The sequence below is a fragment of the Bradyrhizobium liaoningense genome (assembly GCF_018130955.1).
Lineage (GTDB): Bacteria > Pseudomonadota > Alphaproteobacteria > Rhizobiales > Xanthobacteraceae > Bradyrhizobium > Bradyrhizobium liaoningense_C.
Genome location: NZ_JAFCJM010000014.1, coordinates 15,370 through 34,854 on the forward strand (window position 1 = coordinate 15,370; position 19,485 = coordinate 34,854).

General features: G+C 64.3%; 20 protein-coding genes. 12 read left to right on the forward strand and 8 right to left on the reverse strand.

Annotated features, from left to right (window positions below):
- Nucleotides 1-124 precede the first annotated feature (124 nt).
- The 3 genes from JQ632_RS14060 to JQ632_RS14070 all read left to right on the forward strand — a co-directional run bounded on the left by JQ632_RS14060 (nucleotide 125) and on the right by JQ632_RS14070 (nucleotide 5,320).
- The gene (locus tag JQ632_RS14060; RefSeq protein WP_249151944.1) at nucleotides 125-3,277 is read left to right on the forward strand and encodes an autotransporter domain-containing protein; all 3,153 of its coding nucleotides are present in this window, start codon (nucleotides 125-127) and stop codon (nucleotides 3,275-3,277) included.
- Between the two features lie 110 nt (nucleotides 3,278-3,387).
- The gene (locus JQ632_RS14065) at nucleotides 3,388-3,951 is read left to right on the forward strand and encodes a nitroreductase (RefSeq protein WP_212402933.1); all 564 of its coding nucleotides are present in this window, start codon (nucleotides 3,388-3,390) and stop codon (nucleotides 3,949-3,951) included.
- An 82-nt stretch (nucleotides 3,952-4,033) separates the two neighbouring features.
- Complete coding sequence (locus JQ632_RS14070) at nucleotides 4,034-5,320, forward strand: serine hydrolase (RefSeq protein ID WP_212402934.1); 1,287 nt, start codon at nucleotides 4,034-4,036, stop codon at nucleotides 5,318-5,320.
- A 140-nt stretch (nucleotides 5,321-5,460) separates the two neighbouring features.
- On the opposite strand, the gene JQ632_RS14075 is transcribed toward JQ632_RS14070, so the two are convergent.
- The gene (locus tag JQ632_RS14075; protein WP_212402935.1) at nucleotides 5,461-5,655 is read right to left on the reverse strand and encodes a hypothetical protein; all 195 of its coding nucleotides are present in this window, start codon (nucleotides 5,653-5,655) and stop codon (nucleotides 5,461-5,463) included.
- A 236-nt stretch (nucleotides 5,656-5,891) separates the two neighbouring features.
- Complete coding sequence (locus JQ632_RS14080; RefSeq protein WP_212402936.1) at nucleotides 5,892-6,875, reverse strand: aldo/keto reductase; 984 nt, start codon at nucleotides 6,873-6,875, stop codon at nucleotides 5,892-5,894.
- Nucleotides 6,876-6,965: 90 nt separating this feature from the next.
- On the opposite strand from JQ632_RS14080, the gene JQ632_RS14085 reads away from it, so the two are divergent.
- Nucleotides 6,966-7,859 carry a LysR family transcriptional regulator gene (locus JQ632_RS14085; protein WP_212402937.1) on the forward strand — a complete coding sequence of 298 codons (894 nt, stop codon included), beginning with the start codon at nucleotides 6,966-6,968 and terminating at the stop codon, nucleotides 7,857-7,859.
- 193 nt (nucleotides 7,860-8,052) lie between these two features.
- Here the strand turns inward: JQ632_RS14085 and JQ632_RS14090 are convergent, their stop codons facing one another.
- Nucleotides 8,053-9,120: a hypothetical protein gene (locus tag JQ632_RS14090; RefSeq protein ID WP_212402938.1), complete on the reverse strand. Its 1,068-nt coding sequence runs from the start codon at nucleotides 9,118-9,120 to the stop codon at nucleotides 8,053-8,055.
- Nucleotides 9,121-9,359: 239 nt separating this feature from the next.
- Here JQ632_RS14090 and JQ632_RS14095 point away from each other — a divergent pair, with 239 nt between their 5' ends.
- Entirely contained in the window at nucleotides 9,360-10,388 is a 1,029-nt protein-coding gene (locus tag JQ632_RS14095) for a patatin-like phospholipase family protein (protein WP_212402939.1), read from the forward strand.
- Between the two features lie 96 nt (nucleotides 10,389-10,484).
- Here the strand turns inward: JQ632_RS14095 and JQ632_RS14100 are convergent, their stop codons facing one another.
- Nucleotides 10,485-10,913: a CBS domain-containing protein gene (locus tag JQ632_RS14100; protein WP_212402940.1), complete on the reverse strand. Its 429-nt coding sequence runs from the start codon at nucleotides 10,911-10,913 to the stop codon at nucleotides 10,485-10,487.
- Between the two features lie 187 nt (nucleotides 10,914-11,100).
- Complete coding sequence (locus JQ632_RS14105; protein ID WP_212402941.1) at nucleotides 11,101-11,907, reverse strand: rhomboid family intramembrane serine protease; 807 nt, start codon at nucleotides 11,905-11,907, stop codon at nucleotides 11,101-11,103.
- A gap of 465 nt (nucleotides 11,908-12,372) precedes the next feature.
- Between JQ632_RS14105 and JQ632_RS14110 the strand changes: the two genes are divergently transcribed.
- Complete coding sequence (locus JQ632_RS14110) at nucleotides 12,373-12,927, forward strand: PAS domain-containing protein (RefSeq protein ID WP_212402942.1); 555 nt, start codon at nucleotides 12,373-12,375, stop codon at nucleotides 12,925-12,927.
- Nucleotides 12,928-13,092: 165 nt separating this feature from the next.
- Entirely contained in the window at nucleotides 13,093-13,878 is a 786-nt protein-coding gene (locus JQ632_RS14115) for a Crp/Fnr family transcriptional regulator (protein WP_212403168.1), read from the forward strand.
- Between the two features lie 274 nt (nucleotides 13,879-14,152).
- On the opposite strand, the gene JQ632_RS14120 is transcribed toward JQ632_RS14115, so the two are convergent.
- Complete coding sequence (locus JQ632_RS14120; protein WP_312015609.1) at nucleotides 14,153-14,734, reverse strand: phasin; 582 nt, start codon at nucleotides 14,732-14,734, stop codon at nucleotides 14,153-14,155.
- A gap of 297 nt (nucleotides 14,735-15,031) precedes the next feature.
- Here JQ632_RS14120 and JQ632_RS14125 point away from each other — a divergent pair, with 297 nt between their 5' ends.
- From JQ632_RS14125 to JQ632_RS14135, 3 genes are all read left to right on the forward strand, one after another.
- Nucleotides 15,032-15,385, forward strand: coding sequence for a cupin domain-containing protein (locus tag JQ632_RS14125; RefSeq protein ID WP_212402943.1), 354 nt, complete (start codon nucleotides 15,032-15,034; stop codon nucleotides 15,383-15,385).
- Nucleotides 15,386-15,403: 18 nt separating this feature from the next.
- Nucleotides 15,404-15,970: a DinB family protein gene (locus JQ632_RS14130; protein WP_212402944.1), complete on the forward strand. Its 567-nt coding sequence runs from the start codon at nucleotides 15,404-15,406 to the stop codon at nucleotides 15,968-15,970.
- 85 nt (nucleotides 15,971-16,055) lie between these two features.
- Entirely contained in the window at nucleotides 16,056-16,481 is a 426-nt protein-coding gene (locus JQ632_RS14135) for a cupin domain-containing protein (RefSeq protein ID WP_212402945.1), read from the forward strand.
- 62 nt (nucleotides 16,482-16,543) lie between these two features.
- Here the strand turns inward: JQ632_RS14135 and JQ632_RS14140 are convergent, their stop codons facing one another.
- Both JQ632_RS14140 and JQ632_RS14145 read right to left on the reverse strand, forming a co-directional pair.
- Nucleotides 16,544-16,927 (reverse strand): hypothetical protein, encoded by a 384-nt coding sequence (locus JQ632_RS14140; protein ID WP_212402946.1) that lies wholly within the window; start codon nucleotides 16,925-16,927, stop codon nucleotides 16,544-16,546.
- 261 nt (nucleotides 16,928-17,188) lie between these two features.
- Nucleotides 17,189-17,716: a DinB family protein gene (locus JQ632_RS14145; protein ID WP_212402947.1), complete on the reverse strand. Its 528-nt coding sequence runs from the start codon at nucleotides 17,714-17,716 to the stop codon at nucleotides 17,189-17,191.
- 93 nt (nucleotides 17,717-17,809) lie between these two features.
- Here JQ632_RS14145 and JQ632_RS14150 point away from each other — a divergent pair, with 93 nt between their 5' ends.
- Together JQ632_RS14150 and JQ632_RS14155 are read left to right on the forward strand one after the other, a co-directional pair.
- Nucleotides 17,810-18,676: a LysR substrate-binding domain-containing protein gene (locus JQ632_RS14150; RefSeq protein WP_212402948.1), complete on the forward strand. Its 867-nt coding sequence runs from the start codon at nucleotides 17,810-17,812 to the stop codon at nucleotides 18,674-18,676.
- A 366-nt stretch (nucleotides 18,677-19,042) separates the two neighbouring features.
- Nucleotides 19,043-19,420, forward strand: a complete 378-nt coding sequence (locus tag JQ632_RS14155; RefSeq protein ID WP_212402949.1) for a VOC family protein — start codon at nucleotides 19,043-19,045, stop codon at nucleotides 19,418-19,420.
- The last annotated feature ends 65 nt before the right edge of the window (nucleotides 19,421-19,485 follow it).

Below are 19,485 nucleotides of genomic sequence, written 5' to 3' on the forward strand. Positions count from 1 at the left end.
TGTGTTGCACACAAGCCTCAAGCGGCCATCGTTCGCGCAATCCACCCAAAAAGTCGCAGTTCTCGGCGCAGCGCCACGTCGGTACGTCTGCGCAAATCGCGTCGTCTGTGCCACGGCGCACACGATGTCGTGCAAAGGGGACGAGGTGCTGTTCGAAGGTAGGTCCGACCGCCGCGGATTTTTGATACAGCCGCAGATGCGCGCCCGTCCGTTCTGCCTTGCGGCGGCGTTATCGCTTGCTGCTGCGAGCCCGGCCTTCGCACAGGCGACGCGTGGCGGCGACGGCGGCAGCAATAGCACCAGCTTCGCAAATGGCGGAACCAGCTCCGCGACAGGCGTCGGGGGCGACGGGGGCGATGCGCCCCTGGGGACCCGTGGCGCCGGCGGCGGCGGCGCCGGGGTCACCGGCGGTGCCGGTGGGACGGATTCCACAGGCACTATCGGCGGTGGCGCCGGTGGCGCTGGTCCAGGAGACAACGGCCGAAACGGCAACAATGGCGACTCGAGCCACGGCGGCGGTGGCGGCGGCGGCGGCGCACACGGCGCCGTCGTGACCACGGATACCACCAATGCCGCGACGATCACCGGCGGGACCGGCGGGCGTGGCGGCTCGACGACCGGCAACTTTGCCGCCGGCGGCGGCGGCGCCGGTGGCTATGGCGTCGTCGTCGACGACAGCGGTCTTGCCTATACCAACACCGGCACCATCAGCGGCGGCACCGGCGGCAACGGCGGCGCGGCGACTACGGGGAACGGCTTTGCCGGCGACGGCGGCGACGGAGGCTATGGCGTCTTCCTGACCGGCAGCGGCGTCCTCACCAATGCCGGCACCATTGCCGGCGGCAATGGCGGCAATGGCGGCAACGCGCCCATCAGTAACCAAACGTCTGCGGCGGGCGATGGCGGCAATGGCGGTGCGGCCGTCTACTTCGCTGGCGGGGGTACGCTCATCAATTCGGGGAGCATCGCCGGCGGCGATGCAGGCAGCGCCGGCACGGCCTCGTCTTCGGCGACGCACGGAAGCGACGGCTTGGGCGGCGCCGGCGTGGTGGGCGCCGACCTCACCATCATCAACAGCGGCTCGATTTCTGGGGGATGGAACGACGGTTCGACCCGCGCCAATGCCATCACCTTCATCGGCGGCAGCAACGTGCTGGAGCTGTGGGCCGGCTCGGTTATCAACGGTAACGTCGTCGGCACCGGCACCGATACATTCCGGCTCGGCGGCTCCACCGACAGCACGTTCGACGTCTCCAGCATCGGCGCGGCGGCACAGTATCAGGGCTTTTCGAGCTTCGTGAAGACCGGCACCGGCACCTGGACACTGACCGGCACGACGACGGCGACGACGCCGTGGACGATCAACCAGGGCACCCTCGCCGTCAGCTCTGACGCCAGCCTTGGCGATGCGTCCGGCGGGCTCAGCTTCGGCGGCGGCACGCTGCAGGTCCTGGCGGATTTCACCACCAGCCGAACCATAACGCTCAATGCGGGCGGCGGCACCTTCGACACCAACGGCTACACAGCGACGCTTGCGGGCGCCATCGACGGTGCCGGAGGGCTCACCAAGATCGGCAGCGGAACGCTGGTGCTGAACGGCATCGGCCTCTATTCCGGCGCGACCATCGTCAATGGCGGCGTACTCGACATCGAGGGGACGATCACCACTTCGGCGATGACGGTCAACGCGGGCGGCACCTTGACCGGCACGGGCACCGTCGCTCCGCAGACGCTAACCGTCACTGCCGGCGGCACGCTCGCGCCGGGCAACGGCACGCCCGGCTCGTCGTTGACGATCGTCGGCAACCTCGCTTTGCAATCCGGCGCGACCTATCTGGTGCAACTCGATCCTGTGGCGGCATCATATGCAAGCGTAACCAATGCTGCGACACTCGGCGGTGCGACGGTGAATGCGGTCTTCGCCAACGGCAGCTATGTCAGCAAGACCTATACGATCCTGACCGCGGATGCGGGTATCTCCGGCACCTTCAGTTCGCTGGTGAACACCAATCTGCCGGCCAACTTTCACACCACTCTCAGCTACGATGCCAACGACGCCTATCTCAATCTCATCCTGGACTTCGCCATTCCGGGCGGACTGAACGGCAACCAGCAGGCCGTCGGTAAAGCGCTGACCAATTTCTTCAATGCGAATGGCGGCATTCCGCTGGTCTATGGCGCGTTGACGCCGGCTGGCCTGACCCAGGCCTCCGGCGAGCTCGGCACCGCCCAGCAGCAGACCACGTTCGACGCGATGGGCCGGTTCATGGGTCTGCTCACCGATCCCTTCTTCCAGCGGACTGCGGGCACGGATGGAGCTGGCGGCACAACCGGCTTTGCAGAAGAGGACGTTGCGGGCACCCGTGCCGCACGCAGACGAACCGACGCCTTCGCAATGCTGGCTGGTGCGCCGCCCCGCAGCTTCGAGCAGCGCTGGGGCGTGTGGGCGGCCGGCGTTGGCGGCTCGCAATCCACCACTGGCAACACGGCCATTGGGTCGAACGACGCGACGAGCCGCACCTACGCCACCGCAGTCGGCGCCGACTATCTGATATCACCAAACACGGTGGCCGGCTTTGCGTTCGCCGGCGGCGGCACCAGTTTTGGCGTGAATGGTCTCGGGTCGGGTCGCTCCGATCTGTTTCAGGCGGGCATCTCCCTGCGTCATGTCGAGGGGCCTGCCTTTGTTACCGCCGCGCTCGCCTATGGCTGGCAGGACATCACCACCGACCGCACCGTCACCATCTCCGGCGTCGATCGTCTGCGCGCCGCGTTCAAGGCCAATGCGTGGGCCGGCCGCGTCGAAGGCGGCTACCGATTTGTTGCGCCCGTGAACGGCGGCATCGGCCTCACGCCTTATGCCGCAGCGCAGGCGACGATCTTCGATCAACCGGCCTATGCCGAGCAGGTCGTCTCCGGTGCCTCGACCTTTGCGCTGAGCTACGCCGGCAAGCGCGTGACCGACAGCCGTAGCGAGCTCGGCCTGCGCAGCGACAAATCCTTTGCCCTGCAGGACGGCATCCTCACCCTGCGCGGCCGCCTCGCCTGGGCGCACGACTTCAATCCCGATCGCTCGGCCGCCGCGAGCTTCCTGGTGCTGCCGGGCGCGAGCTTTGCGGTCAACGGAGCCGCACAGGCGCGCGACTCCGCGCTCACCACAACGTCGCTCGAAATGAAATGGGCCAGCGGCTGGTCGGCCGCGGCAACATTCGAAGGCGAGTTCTCCGCCGTCACGCGCTCCTATGCCGGCAAGGGCGCCGTGCGCTACACTTGGTGAACGACCACCGGCACCGATCACAATCCGTCTAAATGGGGAGCGACGGTCTCGTGGCCGGCAGGATCGCGTGCTAATGCGATGCTCAAATTGGTTCCATGAGAGAGCTGCCCGTGCCCGACGCCATCGAACTCCTGAAGACCCGCCGCTCGGTCAAGCCGCGCGAGATGACGGGGCCCGGCCCCTCGCCCGCCGAGCTCGAGACGATCCTCACCATCGGCGCGCGGGTGCCCGACCACGGCAAGCTTGCGCCCTGGCGCTTCATCGTGTTCGAGGGCGACGCTCGCATGCGTGCCGGCGAAGTGATCGCCCGGGTGTTTTCGCGCAAGAACCCGGGCGCGGCGGCGGCCAACATCGAGGTCGAAAAGCGGCGACTGACCGACGCCCCGCTCGTCATCGGCATCGTCAGCTTCACCAGGCCGCATCCGAAGGTGCCGGCCTTCGAGCAGGAATTGTCGGCGGGCGCCAGCGCCATGAACATCGTCACGGCGGCCTCCGCGCTCGGTTACGGCGCCTGCTGGTTGACCGGCTGGTTCGCCTTCGATCGCGACGTGCTCGACGGCCTCGGCCTGAAGGCGGACGAGAAACTTGCCGGCTTCGTCCATATCGGCACGCCCACCAAGCCCAGCGAAGACCGTCCGCGCCCGGCGCTCTCGGAGATTGTGACGCGGTTTTAATCGAGCTGTCTCTGTTGACGGGCAAGACATCTTCCGGTTTTGATCGATCGCCTGAGACGATCGGGACTGGGAGGATGCCGGGATGTATCGCGCGCGATCACGACCGCTGTTCGCCGCTTCATTGTGGGCCCTGCTCTGCATCTGCAACGTCGGACCAAGCCGCGCGGCCGACATTCCCGCACCGTCGTCGGACGGGCTCGCGCGCATCACGGCCTTCTTCGACAATGAGGTGAAGACCGGCAAGCTGCCCGGGGCCGTGATCCTGATCCAGCAACACGGCCGTCCGGTCTATCTCAAGAGCTTTGGCGTGCAGGACGTCAGGACGGGCACACCCATGAGCCCGGAGACGATCTTCGCCCTCCATTCCATGACCAAGCCCATCACCAGCGTCGCCGCGATGATGCTGATCGACGAGGGCAGGCTCGCGCTGAGCGATCCCGTCTCCAAATACATCCCCTCCTTCGCTTTCACGAAGGTGGGATTGGAGAGGACGAGACCGGACGGCGGGCTTGCGCTCGATATGGTGGCGCCGGTGCATCCCGTGACCATCCGCGACCTGATGCGACACACCTCCGGCATCAGCTACGACTATATCGGCGGCAAATGGGTCGAGCAGGCCTACAAGGACGCCAACATCTTTGAGGGCCGGTTCGACAACAAGGAATTTGCCGAGCGCATCGCGCGACTGCCGCTGGCGCGGCAGCCGGGCACGCTCTGGCGCTATGGTCATTCCACCGACGTGCTCGGCCGCGTCATCGAGGTGATTTCCGGGCAGACGCTCTATTCCTTCATGAAGCAGCGCATCTTCGATCCGCTCGGCATGACCAGCACCAAATTCCTGCTGAAGACTCCAGAGGAGCTGGCGCGGATGGCGCGACCGCTGCCCAGCGACATGATCCTGCTCGACGCCGAGCAGGATCGGCTCGCCCACCCCGAATGGGAATCCGGCGGCGGCGGCCTGCTCTCCACCTTGAACGACTATGCGCGGTTCGCGCAGATGCTGCTTAGTGGCGCCGAGTTCGACGGCAAGCGCTATCTGAGCCCCGCCGCATTCAAGGACATGACGACGGACCAGATCGGACCGGGTTCGGGCGTCGACCGCGACTACTTCTATTTTCCCGGCGACGGTTTTGGCTACGGCTACGGCCTTGCCGTGCGCACCGATCCCGGCAACGCAAAGCCGCCGCCGCCCGGCTCGCTCGGCGAACTGAAATGGGACTCCGGCAGCGGCACCCTGTTCGGCGTCGATCGCAAGCTCGACATGGTCTACATCATGCTGGAGCAGACGCAGAGCGAGCGCGGCCGCATCACGCCCGCCTTCAAGGCCCTGGTCTACGATACTTTCCCGGCAGAGCTACGCCGCCCGTGACGCGCGCTGACTGCCAGACAAATGACGATCAGATATCTGCGAGCGGATAGACATCGATTTAGCTTGAGCACGATCTCCGCGCAAACGCGTTCCGCGCTTGTCGCGAGGGAAAACCGCTGCACACTTTTCGGGATCGTGCGCTAGTCTTCGCTCGGAGCTGCCGAGCGCTTGGTGAGATAGGCCTGGGAGAGCAGGAAGAACAGTGCGCGCTCGGCATGATATTTCGCAGCCGGCCGCGTGCGCTCAAAACCGTCGGCAAAGACCTTGCCGGCCTGATCGCAAACCTGCCACCGCCAGCCCACTCGCTTGCGTCTGGTGAGGACCACTTCGAACATGTCGAAAGGCTGAAACCCCCTGCTCGTCACTGGCGCCGACCGGCCCCGGCGATCCGGCCTCCATGGACGGACAGCCGACATATAACGCAGCAGGATGGAAAGAGAATAAAATTGATTGTCGAATTTTCGCAGCGGGTGGGGACGATCGACGGCGCGTCTCGCCCAGTGTTCACATTTGCACACAGGCGGAAGGTGCTAACAGCGCCGTCCCGCCCGCGACGTTTGCAAGATAATGCTCAACGGCCGACCCTGGCCTGGAGATGAGCCGGATAGCGGTCGCCCTGCACCGCGACCCTGGCCAGGACGTCGGCGATGGCAGCCAGATCACCCGGCGTCAGCGTCACGTCGGCGGCGCCGATATTCTCCGCAAGACGCGGTAACCTCGTGGTACCCGGGATCGGCACGATCCACGGCTTTTGCGCGAGCAGCCAGGCGAGCGCGATTTGCGCCGGCGTCACCGCCTTCGCCGCGGCGATCTCACCGAGCAAGTCGACGAGGGTCTGATTGGCCTTTCGTGCGCTGGATGAGAAGCGTGGTACGATATTGCGGAAGTCGCTCTGATCGAACCTCGTATCGGCGTTGATCGCACCGGTCAGGAAGCCCTTGCCGAGCGGACTGAAGGGGACGAAGCCGATGCCAAGCTCCTCCAGCGTCGGCAAAATCTCCGCCTCCGTCTCGCGCCACCAGAGCGAATATTCGCTTTGCAGTGCGGCAACCGGCTGTACGGCATGGGCGCGGCGGATGGTCTGGGCGCCGGCCTCCGACAGGCCGAAATGCCCGACCTTGCCCTCACCGATCAGGTCTTTCACGGTCCCGGCCGCCTCCTCGATCGGCACGTCGGGATCGACACGGTGCTGGTAGAACAGATCGATGCGATCGGTCTTCAGCCGCATCAACGCGGCGTCGGCGACCTGCCTGATGTTCTCCGGCCTGCTGTCGAGGCCGGACTCGACCTTGCCGCCCGCAAAGCCGAATTTCGTGGCGATCACCACCCCGTCGCGGAACGGCGCGAGCGCTTCGCCCAGGAGCTCCTCGTTGACGAAGGGGCCGTAGGCTTCGGCGGTGTCGAACAGCGTCACGCCGCGCTCGAAGGCGGTCCGGATCAACGCAATCGCCTGCGTCTTGTCGGTCGCCGGACCATAGCCATAACTCAGCCCCATGCAGCCAAGGCCGATCGCCGACACCTCCAAACCGCCTTGTCCCAATTTGCGCGTCTGCATCGCTGCTCTCCTTGGCTCGATTGCCTGCGAGTTTAGGGCGCCCGCGATTAGATGATAAAACCGGCATGGACTTATTATCCGGATTCATGAATGCCCCGCCCCAACGTCAACGACCTGCTCGCCTTCCTCGCGGTCGCCAGAGAGCGCAGCTTCACGCGCGCGCCCGCGCAGCTCGGCGTCTCGCAATCGGCGCTCAGCCATACCGTTCGCGGCCTGGAGGAGCGGCTCGGCCTGCGGCTGCTGACCCGTACCACCCGCAGCGTCGCGCCGACGCAGGCCGGCGAGCGCCTGCTGCGCAATGTCGGGCCGCGCTTCGACGAGATCGACGCCGAATTGTCGGCGCTCACGGAGCTGCGCGAAAAGCCTGCGGGCACGATCCGCATCACCGCCGGCGAGCACGCAGCGCAAACGATCCTGTGGCCGGCACTGGCACGGCTCCTGCCGCGCTATCCCGATATCAAGGTCGAGCTCATCGTCGATTACGGCCTGACCGACATCGTTGCCGAGCGCTACGATGCCGGCGTGCGTCTCGGCGAGCAGGTCGCCAAGGACATGATCGCCGTGCGCATCGGGCCCGACATGCGCATGGCCGTGGTCGGCGCGCCCGCCTACTTCGCGGCACGGAGCAAGCCCAAACAGCCGCAGGATCTCACCGAGCATAATTGCATCAACATTCGCCTGCCGACCTATGGCGGGATCTATGCCTGGGAATCCGAGAAGCGCGGCCGCGCCATGAAGGTGCGCGTCGACGGCCAATTGGTGCTCAACACCAGCGCGCTGCGGATGAATGCGGTGCTGGCCGGCCTCGGCCTCGCCTATGTCCCAGAGAACATCGTGAAGCGGGAGCTTGCAGATGGGCGGCTGATCCGCGTGCTCGCCGACTGGTGCGCGCCCTTCTCAGGCTATCATCTCTACTATCCGAGCCGGCGGCAGCCGACGCCGGCCTTTGCCGTGCTGGTGGACGTGTTGCGGTATCGGAGGTGAATGGCGCGGCGTACAGCACAGCGGCCTCCCGAGCTCGTCATGCCCGGGCTTGTCCCGGGCATCCACGTTCTTTGTGCCGCGGGAAAGGTCGTGGATGGCCGGGACAAGCCCGGCCATGACGATACGGAAATCTCAGCGGGGAACGGCAAGAGCTCGCGAAGAGTCCTCTCGCCCGGATTCCATGATCAAGGGTTTAGCGCGCGACGACTTCGACTTCGCCGTCGACGCCGTTGACGACGTTGAAACCGCGCTCATAGACCTTGCCCTCGTTCTTGGCGATGGCGCGGTACTCGCCCTCGGAGAGCACGACGCGCGGGAAGGCGCCGATCGATTCCTTGATGATGTCGCCGCCGGGGGTGAGCACCGACCATGCCGTGTTGGCGAGCGCCTCGCCGCCCTTGTCGCTGACGAGCTTGAGGGTGATGACAGCGGCGCGATGGGTGATGGTAACGTCGGTGAGCTTGCTCGCCTGCACGCGGATGTCGGAGCGCACCACCGAATTGGCGTCGCCATAGTTGGAGATGATGTAGTAGGTGCCCTCCGGCAGCAGCACGACGTCGCCGGCGGCGACGTTCGGCACCAGCGAGGAGCGCTCGCCGCCCTCGAACTGGCTGCCCTTGTAGATCGCAAACGAGATCTGGTTCTGCGGAATGCGGCTGGTGCCGACGCGGCCCTCGATGCGCAGGCCGCCAGCCGGCAGCACGAAGGATTCGCGGTCGGTCTCGGCCTTGAGGCTGACCGTGCGCACCGCGCTGACGAGGCCGAAGGCGACGTGGACGACGTAGTTGCCCGGCGGCAGCACGATGTTCGGCGTGGGATTGCGATCCTCGCGGATCAGCTTGAACGTGCCGGTCTCGTCGGGACGGTCGGAGAACACCCGCCACACCAGGCCGCTGGTGATCGCCGGCAGGTCCTTGCCGTATTTCGCGGTCAGCGACAACACGGCCTGACCGGGCGTCGCCGCGCCAAGCGGGGCCGCCGGGGGAACGGTCGAGACCGTCGGGGGAATGGTCGGAGACGCTGGCTGCGTCAGCGTCGGCGGCAGGCTCGGCACACCCACAGGACCCGAAGGCGGCGCCAGGCTGACAGCATTGCCGGGATCGGGCACGGAGGCCGGCGGCACCGGCGGCGGCCGATCGGAGAAGAACTGCGCCTGGGCCCCGGTTGGGCCCAAAACCAGCACGGAAACGACAAGCATGAGCGTCGGCAGCAGCCGTCCGCTGCGCCGCCATCCGTCGATGCCGTCACCCCCGAGTGTCATGTTCCTGCTTTTCACCGAAAACGCGGCAAATTCAAGCCTGAGAAGCCGAGGGAATACCGACTTTGGAACCGTCGGGAACCCCGCCGGTTAGTCCTTGTGCAATTTACCTTCGCCATACTGACGCCGCGGGCCCTGTCCAAAGCGGCATAAACCATGCTTCGCTGTCTATCTGGCGGGGCGGCAACGCGGTGCCTAGTCTGTGCCATGCGCGGAACGGTCTGTGTCGTGGGAGTTGTTCGGTGCTTGATATGTTGAAGGGCCGGGGCGCGAACGGGTCCAACGGCGAAAAGGTCGGTCTCGGCAGCGTCCGCCGCCCGGTCATCGGGCTGGCACTCGGCGGGGGTGCAGCGCGCGGTTTTGCCCACATCGGAATCCTGAGAACCCTGCTTGCCAATGGCATCGTTCCCAACGTCGTGGTCGGCACCTCGATCGGCGCCGTGGTCGGCGGCGCCTATGCGGCCGGGCATCTCGACGCCCTGGAGGAATGGGCCCACAGCCTGCGGGGGGTGCGCAACATCCTCGGCTACCTCGACATCCGGCTCAACGGCTCCGGCTTGATCGGCGGCGAAAAGCTCGCCTCGCGGCTGGAGCAAGCGATAGGCCCGACCCTGATCGAGGATCTGCCGGTCAAATATGCTGGTGTCGCGACCGAGGTCCGCACCGGCCATGAGATCTGGCTGACCCGTGGCCGCCTGGTCGACGCGATGCGCGCCTCCTATGCCCTGCCCGGCATCTTCTCACCTGTGCTGATCGGCGATCGCTGGTTGGTCGATGGCGCGCTGGTCAATCCGGTGCCGGTCTCGGCGGCGCGGGCGCTGGGTGCGGAAATCGTCATCGCCGCAAATCTTTCCAGCGACATCTTCACCCATTCCACCACGATCTATTCGCACGGCACGATGCCGGGTGCGGCCGAACCGGTGGCCGAGGACGCGTCCACCAAACGGCGCTTTCCAAAATTCTTCTCGCCCGAGCGGACGGTGAAGCGCGAGTTCTTCGGCGGCGGCGGACGGCCCGGCATCTCTTCGGTGATGGTCGACGCCTTCAACATCATGCAGGACCGCATTACCCGCGCGCGGCTTGCCGGTGATCCGCCCGACATGCTGATCACGCCGCGGGTCGGCCAGATCGGCTGGTTTGACTTCCACCGCGCCGACGACCTGATCGCGTTCGGCACCCGCGCCGCCGAGCGCGCGATCGATTCGATCCAGGAGGCGATCCACGTGCTGGCCCCGGCGCCGCAAGGCACCGCGCCCAAGGCCGGCGAATAGGCGCACAGTTTATCCGCGGGCGCGGTTCTCACCTCTCCCCAGCGGGGAGAGATGAATTCCCGATGCGACGCGACTTCAACCTGATCTGATCGCGCTTCAAGCCGTCTTGATGTAGTCGCGCAGGGCTTCCTGCTCGGTCTCATATTCGCGCACGCGCCATTTGACGATGTCGCCGATCGAGATCAGGCCGACCACCATGCCGTTGTCGATCACGGGCAAATGCCGGAACTTGCCGTTGGTCATCGTATCCATGATCTCGGCGACCGTGTCGGTCTCCTTGCAGCTCACGACCTTTCGGGTCATGACGCTCGAGACCGGCTCCTCCAGGACGCCCGCGCCCCGTTCGCCGAGCACGCGCACGATGTCGCGCTCCGACAAAATGCCCTCGATCCGGCTCTGACTCATCACCAGCACGGCGCCGATCTTCTTCTCGCCGAGCAGCTTGATCGCGGCCGACATCTTGGTGTCGGGCTCGACGCTCATGATCTGGTGGCCCTTGGTGTTGAGAATAGAACGTACCGTCATTGTCGTCTCCCTGAATCCGACCCAGCCCTTGGTCGGGCCGGACTTGTTCGCGAGTCTTCAACTAACAGTCTCAAAGCCGGTTCATTTTTCAGGCGCTGCACGAAGCAGGACCGCTACCGGCTTGTCGTTTCACGACATTCTTTGCGCAAGATGATGGATGAAATCGCCGTGAGCCGCAAGCGCCGCTTCAAATACGGGTTGAAATGTCCCGTGATGACGCATCTGCAGCATCGCCCCGCGCGCGTGGCACGGGATCGAACAGCGAGAACAGTAACAGGCCGGCGAAGAAACCGCCGATGTGGGCCTGCCAGGCGACGGTCGCGCCTTCGCTGCCCACCCCGATCGCGCCGATGCCAAAGATGATGTTGACGCCAAACCAGACGCTGAGGAAGCCGAGCACGCGTCCGTCGCGCAAGGCACGCGACAGCGGCAGCGCGGGAACTTTTGCCGCGGTCTCGGCATCGGTGCGGCTAAACGACAGGAAGCTGCCGCGCACGAACGCGAAGCGGATCGCGGCCGCCATGGCACCGGATACCGACGCCGAGGCGCCGATCATCGGCGCGATCGCGTGTTCATGGGTGACGAGATGGGCAAGCGCTCCGGCCGCCGCCGTCACCGCCAGAAACAGGTAGAAGCGCAGCGCGCCGAACCGCCGCGCCAGCGCGCTCCCGAACGGCAGCAGCCACAGCACGTTGAAGCCGAGATGGGTGAGATTGGCGTGCAGCAGCGAATAGGTGAAGAAGGTCCACACCTTCGCTCCGCTGCCGCCGGGAATTTGCAGGTTGAGCAGCGAGGAATCGTAGCGCTTCGGGATGAAGCCGAAGACGTCGATGGTCCAGTTCTCCAGCTCCGGCGGCAGCAGCACCCGCAGATGGATCAATGCCAGCAGCAGGATATAGGCGGTCAGCGCCGACGGCAGCGTCAGGATCGGCTCGCGCGGGCCGCTATCGAGTTCGGCCGGCACGTCCGGCGGAGAATTTTGCGGGGAATCCAAGGGAAGCTCGGTTTTCGGGCGCGGTCGTCGCTATCCCCTGCAGATAGGCGCCTTTGGCCACCCCGTGCAAGGGCACAAATGCGTGCCCAAAATGGAAAAGGGAGGGCTCTGGGAAAGCCCTCCCTGTCCGTGTCGGCCTTGCCCGCGAAAATCGGGAAGTAAGGAGTATCCCCACCCCTCCCCGCGCAGTGACCAAACTGTTTGACGCCTGTGTACAGGCTCCGCTGAGAACCTGGATGAAAGCAGCGAAGCTTGCGACCGCGGCCACCATAACAGCCGTCTCAGCGACGCAAAGCGCGTAGTTAATTTAACGTTAACGACGCAAAGGCGCCCGCCCCGAGGCCAAAAACACCTCTACGGCATGGACGCTGCAATACCCGTCCTGCACAACAATACAGGGATCTCAGGTGCACTGAAGCGGGACAGCTCTGTCCCACGAATTGCGCCGAGGGGTGAGCGTCAAACATGAAACATCCGTCAAGCCGCGAATTCTTCGCTTATTGGGACGACAAGCGCGGCACGGCCCGGGCGCCCGATCGCGCCGACATCGACCCGGCCGCCGTCCGGGGGCTGCTCGGCGACATCTTCGTCCTGTCCTGCGAACCGAAGCTCGGCTTCCCCTTCCGCGTCGCCGGCACCCGCGTCTGCGCGCTCACTGGGCGCGACCTCAAGGACCAGAGCTTTGCCGCGCTGTTTGCACCGGCCAGCCGCAGCGAGATCGAGGAGATCGCGACCATCGTCGCCGACGAGACCATCGGAGCGATCGCCGGCGTCACGGCCGCGCGCGAGGACGGCAGCAAGGCGCATCTCGAGCTTTTGCTCCTCCCCTTCAACGCCCGGCCGCATACACCCGTCAGCGTCACCGGCGTGCTCGCGCCGTTCGACGATGAATGCGCAACACTCGGCGCCTTCACCCTCACCTCCTGGCGCTATTTGCATCAGCCCGAGAAGCTCCTTCCCCGCGCCATCCGCAAGCTGCAGATCGCACGCGGCCTCATGGTGTATGAGGGATTCAGGTAGCGGGACCGCCGCTCCGAAACGCCACACGGCCAATGGCGGCTGGAAAATCCGTCACAGGGTTCGCGATCGATTGCCGGAACCTTATCCGCTGCGGCGAGTTTGGTTGGTTGCGTGGCGACGATAAGTTCTCCAAGCCTTTAGACGTCCGGGAAGGAGATTCCCGTGATGGAGCGTACGAGTAGAGTTGGTAATCGACTGTTAGCTGCGTTGCCGCCGGCCGATTTCGCTTTGCTTGCACCCCATCTGCGGAAGGTCCCTCTCGAACGCGATGTTGTGCTGGTCCGATCGGGCGATTGGATCGATCAGCTCTACTTTCCCTGTAGCGGCGCAATCGCCTTCGTCATGGGCTTGCCCAACGGGCAGACGGTGGCCACCGCGGTGATCGGCAATGAGAGCGCCGTCGGCCTCTTGTCGGCGATCAGTCCCTCCCGCTCGCCCATGACTGCGGTCGTCCGCGTGGCTGGAACCGCATTACAGATCCCTCCAGCGCGATTTCATGCCGCGCTCGGTCGCAGCCCAGCCATCGCGGACGCCGTGCAGATCCTCACGAGGTCGTTGTTGGCACAATTCCAGCACGTCGCGGCTTGTAACGCACTGCACTCCGTCGAGGCTCGCTTGTCCCGCTGGCTGCTTCATATCCACGATCTGTCGGATGGCGGTGACGTCCTGCCATTGACGCAAGAGACGCTATCGGAGCTGCTCGGCGTCCGGCGCACGACGGTCACACACGTCGTGAGCGCGCTTCGGGCCTCGCGAGCCCTGCGGTCCAATCGACGCGGCCAACTCGAGATCGACAGGCCAAGGCTCGAAGCCGCCGCATGCGAGTGCTACAAGGTCATGAGCCGCAGGATCGATCGGATCGTGTCGGGAGGAGCCGAGAGGGATTACGCCGCGCTGGCGGGAGACGACCGCCAGCGCCCGGCGTCCCCCTTGGCCAGGGCGGCATCGTAGACCCAGGCGTCCCTGGCAAACCATTCGTGCGTGACCGAGCAGATCCGGCAATAAGTGCGCGCAAAGAACACTGCACTACACTGAAATTTCTCGCGATCCGTCGTTATTCCGGTCGGAATGGAGTCCCCCGTTTCCGGGCAGCGGATCATGACCATACCCATAATTCTTCCCTCCAGCTTGGTCTCGTCTCGCGGCAAGGTCGGCCGCCGTCGGCTGGATCCGTCTCTTCTTGCGGAGACGCTGGTCCAGCCGATCCGCGTGGCGGTCACCCGACTCAAGACGCCTTGTGCAATACCCGGTTGAAGCTCTTCTTGATCGGCTCGGCCGTCTCGGTCGCGACTTTGCGCGCGAGTTCCCAAAGCTCCCGGTTCTGATCAGACGCCGCTTCGAAGGTCTTGCGGCTCTGCACGGTGGACAGGTTTACGACATCCGCCAGCGACTTGGCTCCAGCCAGCTGGACAAGGAATTCCCAGGCGGAGTTGGCGTTGACGCTGGAGATCTGCATGATCTTGGCGCCGTAGTCCGCAGCACCGGTGGCGTTGGTCGAATAGGCTTCGCGCAAGGCCTCGCCGATCTCCTCGGAAGCCGCCTTCATCTTCTCGAGATTTTCTTTGGCCCTCGTAGCGCCTTGCTCGGCGAAGCCGCGGAAGAGTCCCTGTGCAACGAACAGCGGCACTTCGAGCCTGATTTTTTCACTACCCTTTGCCGTCTCGTTCAGCGGATCGGCATTCGTTTCGACTTTCACATTCGCATCATTCACGGGCTTTGATCCTTTCAAGCGAAACCAGGTGCCGGAACCAACACTCCCCGAAGCTTCCCGGTACGGCGCCGCACCGGGCAACCAGTGTTCCTTCACGACATGTCGGCTGTTGCGGATAAACCGCTCTCGCCCCGCCGAAGCCAATCATGACCGACTAAAGTCGCGACTTCCGTTCGCTTTCGGACTCTCACATCGAACTAATTTGAAGGAAGCGATGAGATGGCGCGCGCCCGGATCTGGCGCCTCTAAAGTTGCAGCGAATCGATCGCGCCAACCTGCGATCATGGTTAATCGGACCGATGCGCGGCGCCGTATCCCCGCACCCTTGGCTTGTCGAGCGACCCGCGCGAACCCACATCGATTCCGTTCCAACACAGGCGGCAAGGACGACACATGGCAGACAGGATCTCGCTCGCGGAAAAGCTCTCGACCTTCCAGGACCATTGGTCGCCGCGCACGGTTGCAACTTTCAACGACAACGATGTGATGGTCGTCAAGGTGAAGGGTGAATTCACCTGGCACAAGCACGACGAGACCGACGACTTCTTCCTCGTCCTGAAAGGCACGCTCGATATCGAGCTGCGCGATCGCACCGTGACGCTCGGCCCCGGCGAACTGTTCGTGGTTCCCAGAGGTGTCGAGCACCGGCCCGTGGCGCGCGAGGAAGTGCATCTCCTGCTGATCGAGCCGACGGGCACGCCAAACACTTGCAATGAGGCGACCGCCGCGCCGCGCAGGCTGGCTTAGGAACCGTGGATCTCAGACATGCCGTCAAGTCTCATTCAGACCTTCCGCGCCTTCGCCCACAACAACGCCTGGGCCAATCATCGCCTGCTGGCGGCCTGCGCAAGCCTCAGCCAGGAGGAATTTGAGGCGGAGCGGAAGAGTTTCTTTCCAAGCCTTCAGCAGACGTTGAACCACGTCTACTACGTCGACCTCTTTTATGTTGATGCACTGGAGGGAGGCTGGCTGGGCCCGAGAGCCTGGGCAAACCAGATTCCCTATCCGACTGTGGCCGAACTAAAGCCGGCCCAGGCCGCGATGGACCAGCGCCTGATCTCCATATGCAATGCGCTCACTCCCGAGGACCTGGACGGCATCGTCCGCGTCAATCGCGACACGCGCGTGCAAAACGAACGCCGCGACCGCCTGTTGATGCATCTCTTCCAACATCAGATCCACCACCGCGGCCAGGCCCACGCCATGTTGTCGGGAACGACGGTCGCGCCGCCACAACTCGATGAATTCTTTGCCGCCGAGGAGGCGCCGCTGCGCGCATCGGAGTTTGCGGAACTGGGTTGGACGGAGGCAACGATCTGGAAAGACGGCTGATCGTGTATGAGGGGTTCAGGTGGGCCGATTAGCGCTGTCATGTCCCGCGCACTCAGCGTACATTTCTCCCAAACGGCGAGACATCATGTCGGACATCATCAATATCGGCGCGCTCGAGCTCAACTTCCTGCACAGCAAGGACGACACCGGCGGCAGCGTCGATGTGTTCGAAATGACACTGCAGCCGGACGCGCGCATGCCTATCCCGCACTATCACGACCGCTGGGATGAAACGATCTACGGATTGAGCGGCGTCTCGACCTGGACCGTCGACGGCGAGGTGATCGACATCAGCCCCGGCGAAACCGTCTTCATCAAGCGCGGCGTCGTGCACGGCTTTGCCAACCGCTCAACCGGACCGGCGAAATGCCTGTGCATCCTGAGCCCTGGCGTGCTGGGGCCGCAGTACTTCAAACAGATGGCTGCGCTGTTGTCCGCCGGTACGCCGGACCCGGCCAAGATGAAAGAAACGATGCTGCGCTATGGACTGGTGCCTGCACCGGCGGCGTGAGCGAGCGTTGCCAGGACGGGTCGGCTTGGCGCAACCCGCCCCGGTTCTTTCTCAGCGAACGATCACGGCTGCGCGAGATGCCAGGCGCCGTTCAGAAAACCGTCGCCGGTGATGTCGCCGGGCTTCTGGTCTTTGGCAAAGGTGTAGAGCGGCTTGCCCTTGTAGGCCCATTGCTTCGAGCCGTCGTCGCGCGTGATGATGGTGTAGCCGTCGCCCTCCTTGTCGCCGGCTTCGGCCTTCAGCACTGGCCAGTTCGTCGCACACGGTCCATTGCAGGCGGACTTGCCGTCGGCGTCTTTGTCGAACGTATAGAGCGTCATGCCCTTGGCATCGGTGAGCACCGCGCCCTTGGAGGTCGTGCCGGACTTGGCCGGGGGAGCGGCGAACGCCGCGGAGGCCACCGCGAAGGAAGCTGCGGCGACGAGTGCGATCGAAAGTCTCTTCATGTTGTCTCCATGTCATGCAATTGGCTTGCACGAATGAGACGCCGCAGGATGCGTCGTATTCCGAAACATGCCGCGACGATATTTTTTGCGCTTCACCGTTCCCCCGGGAATAATTGCGCTACCTGTGCTTGGAGCGGCAGGACCGAAGGCCGAGCCGGTCGCTCCACGTACCGGACTCACTTGGACCGCTTCGCCCCCCGTTCGCCTCGATGACATCGAAACGAAGCTATCGGTCGTGATCTTCCATGTGGCCACGAACTGTCAGGCTTGCAGGCGGGCGGTCAGGTCTGGCGGCGGCAACCCCCGCTGGAACAGCAAAAGATCGAGCGGCGGAGGCTCGTGCTTTGTGACGATCGAGATGCAAGCGTGAGCCTGGCCGCGATGGTGGGTCTGGTGGTTGAAGAGATGCAGCAGGATGTCCGCCAGGACCTGCTCCTGGGGCTGGCCCGATGTCGTCCGGTAGGCGTGCGGACGCAATAGGCTCGTGTCGTCACAGCCCTCAACAACCTCTTTGAGGCGCGCGTCTTCCATGATGCGGGCGCGGGCCAGCGCCAGTCGATCCTCACAGAGGATCGCGTCGAGCCGCCTTGGCTGCTCGCCCGCGCCGGTCAGTCGGGTGAGCCACAGCCGGTCGGTCAGAAGCAGGTGATTGAGCGTGCCATGGAGGCTTCGAAAGAACACCCCCACGTCCGCGCGATAGAGCTCCTCCGGCAATGCGAGCGCGGCCTCATAGAGGCGGAGGTTGGCCCAGGCATTATAGGCGGCAAGCTCTCGGAACTGATTTTTCATCTGTGATCTCCCATGTTTGATCTTATCAGCTTGGTCAGAGATCATCAGTGAGATAACCTCACCTATCGGGTCCAATCGCCAGGAGACGCCGGTTTGATTCCATCGCTGAAGGGATTGCAGGCGCTATCGGCGCTCTCCCGCGCCGGCAGCCTCAATGCCGCGGCGAAAGCGGTCGGCGTCACCCGATCGGCGCTGTCGCATCGCATTGCCGATCTCGAGCAGCAGCTCGGTGTCGCGCTGGTGCAGAAGGCCGGCCGCGGAATCGTTCCGACTGACGATGCAGATGCGCTGCTGACGGTGATGGGAGATGCGCTCGACCGCATCGAGGCGGCCATTGAACCGATCCGCAGGCGGCGCCTTCAACTGCGCGTCAGCACCGTTGCGACCTTCGCCTCGCACTGGCTGCTGCCGCGGCTGCCGCAGTTTCGCAAACACCATCCCGACATCGAGGTGGCGCTGACGACGACACGCCGTGTTGTCAATCTGGGCGCGGAAGACTTTGACTGCGCGATCCGCCACGGCCGCGGTGACTGGCCGGGGCTTGCCGCCACGCTACTGTTCGGCGAGACGCTGGCGCCGGTTGCTGCGCCTGGCGCCGACCACGACCTGCGAGGCTCTTCGATCATTCGCGCGCGTTCGCGCTTCCGAGACTGGTCGCTGTGGTGGAAGGCCGAAGGCCTGCCGGGAAAACCGAGCGAGTCAGGTTTGATCGTCGATTCACGCGCCCAGGCCCTGGAGGCGGCGCTGGCCGGAGCAGGCATTGCCATGATGGATCTGGCCTATGTCAGGGGGCATGTCGAAGATCGGAGGCTGCTGCTGCTCGGATCATCGATCTCCCTTGAGGTCGGTTACTACCTGGTGCATTGCCGACGACCAAGGAACAGCCGGATGATCTCGGCCTTTCGCGACTGGGCGGTTCAGGCGGCAACGCCTGCGCGGATTCCTCTCGCGACGACGTGATTGGCGGCGCCTCCAGGATGACGACAATTGGCAAGTTTTGTGGGACCGCTTGGTCGCGCGCTCGCCACAGAGTCGAGCGGCGCGGCCCCAGACACCTGCCCGCTGCCATAATCGGCGAACTCGTCAGCATGATTCGAGCCTCCGTTTGGAAGCCTGCTTCACAGCGGTTTCGCCAGACGCAACGCTGCCTGGCAGGTCCCGGTTGAACGCTTACGGGGTAGAAGCGGACATCAGCCAGCCGACGATCTCCGTCGAACACGACCCGAAGCGGTCATCTGGCCGTCCCTACTCCCACCTTAAAGGTGACAAATTTTCAGACCTTGAGAAGAGCGGACGAGAATTGTTGCATGACGTCGGAGTGTACGAATGAGCCCTTCCGGAGCTTTGATCGCGATCCTGCCGTGTAACGACCTTGATGCGTCGGAGCGGTTCTACAATCGGCTGGGCTTTGCGCGCCCGCACAGCGAAAAGCCTGCTCCGGGAGAGCCCGACACCTATCGCATGCTGTCGAACGGGAAAGGCGGATATCTACATCTGACGGACGCGGTCGAGGGATGGCTAACGCCGGGCAGAAACCCTTTTGGGCTTTATCTCTATCTCGAGAGTGTTGATGCTGCGGCGCGCGAATTTCAGCAATCACCCGAAGACAAGCCGTGGGGGATGTACGAATTTGCGATCTCTGACCCAGATGAAACGTTGGTCCGTGTCGGTTGGCCAACCCGTCTCTGCGCCGGAGCGCAATAATTCGTGTGCAGCAGGCCCATCGTGACATTTTGTGCCGCACGTACTTGGGCGCTATAGGAGCAAAG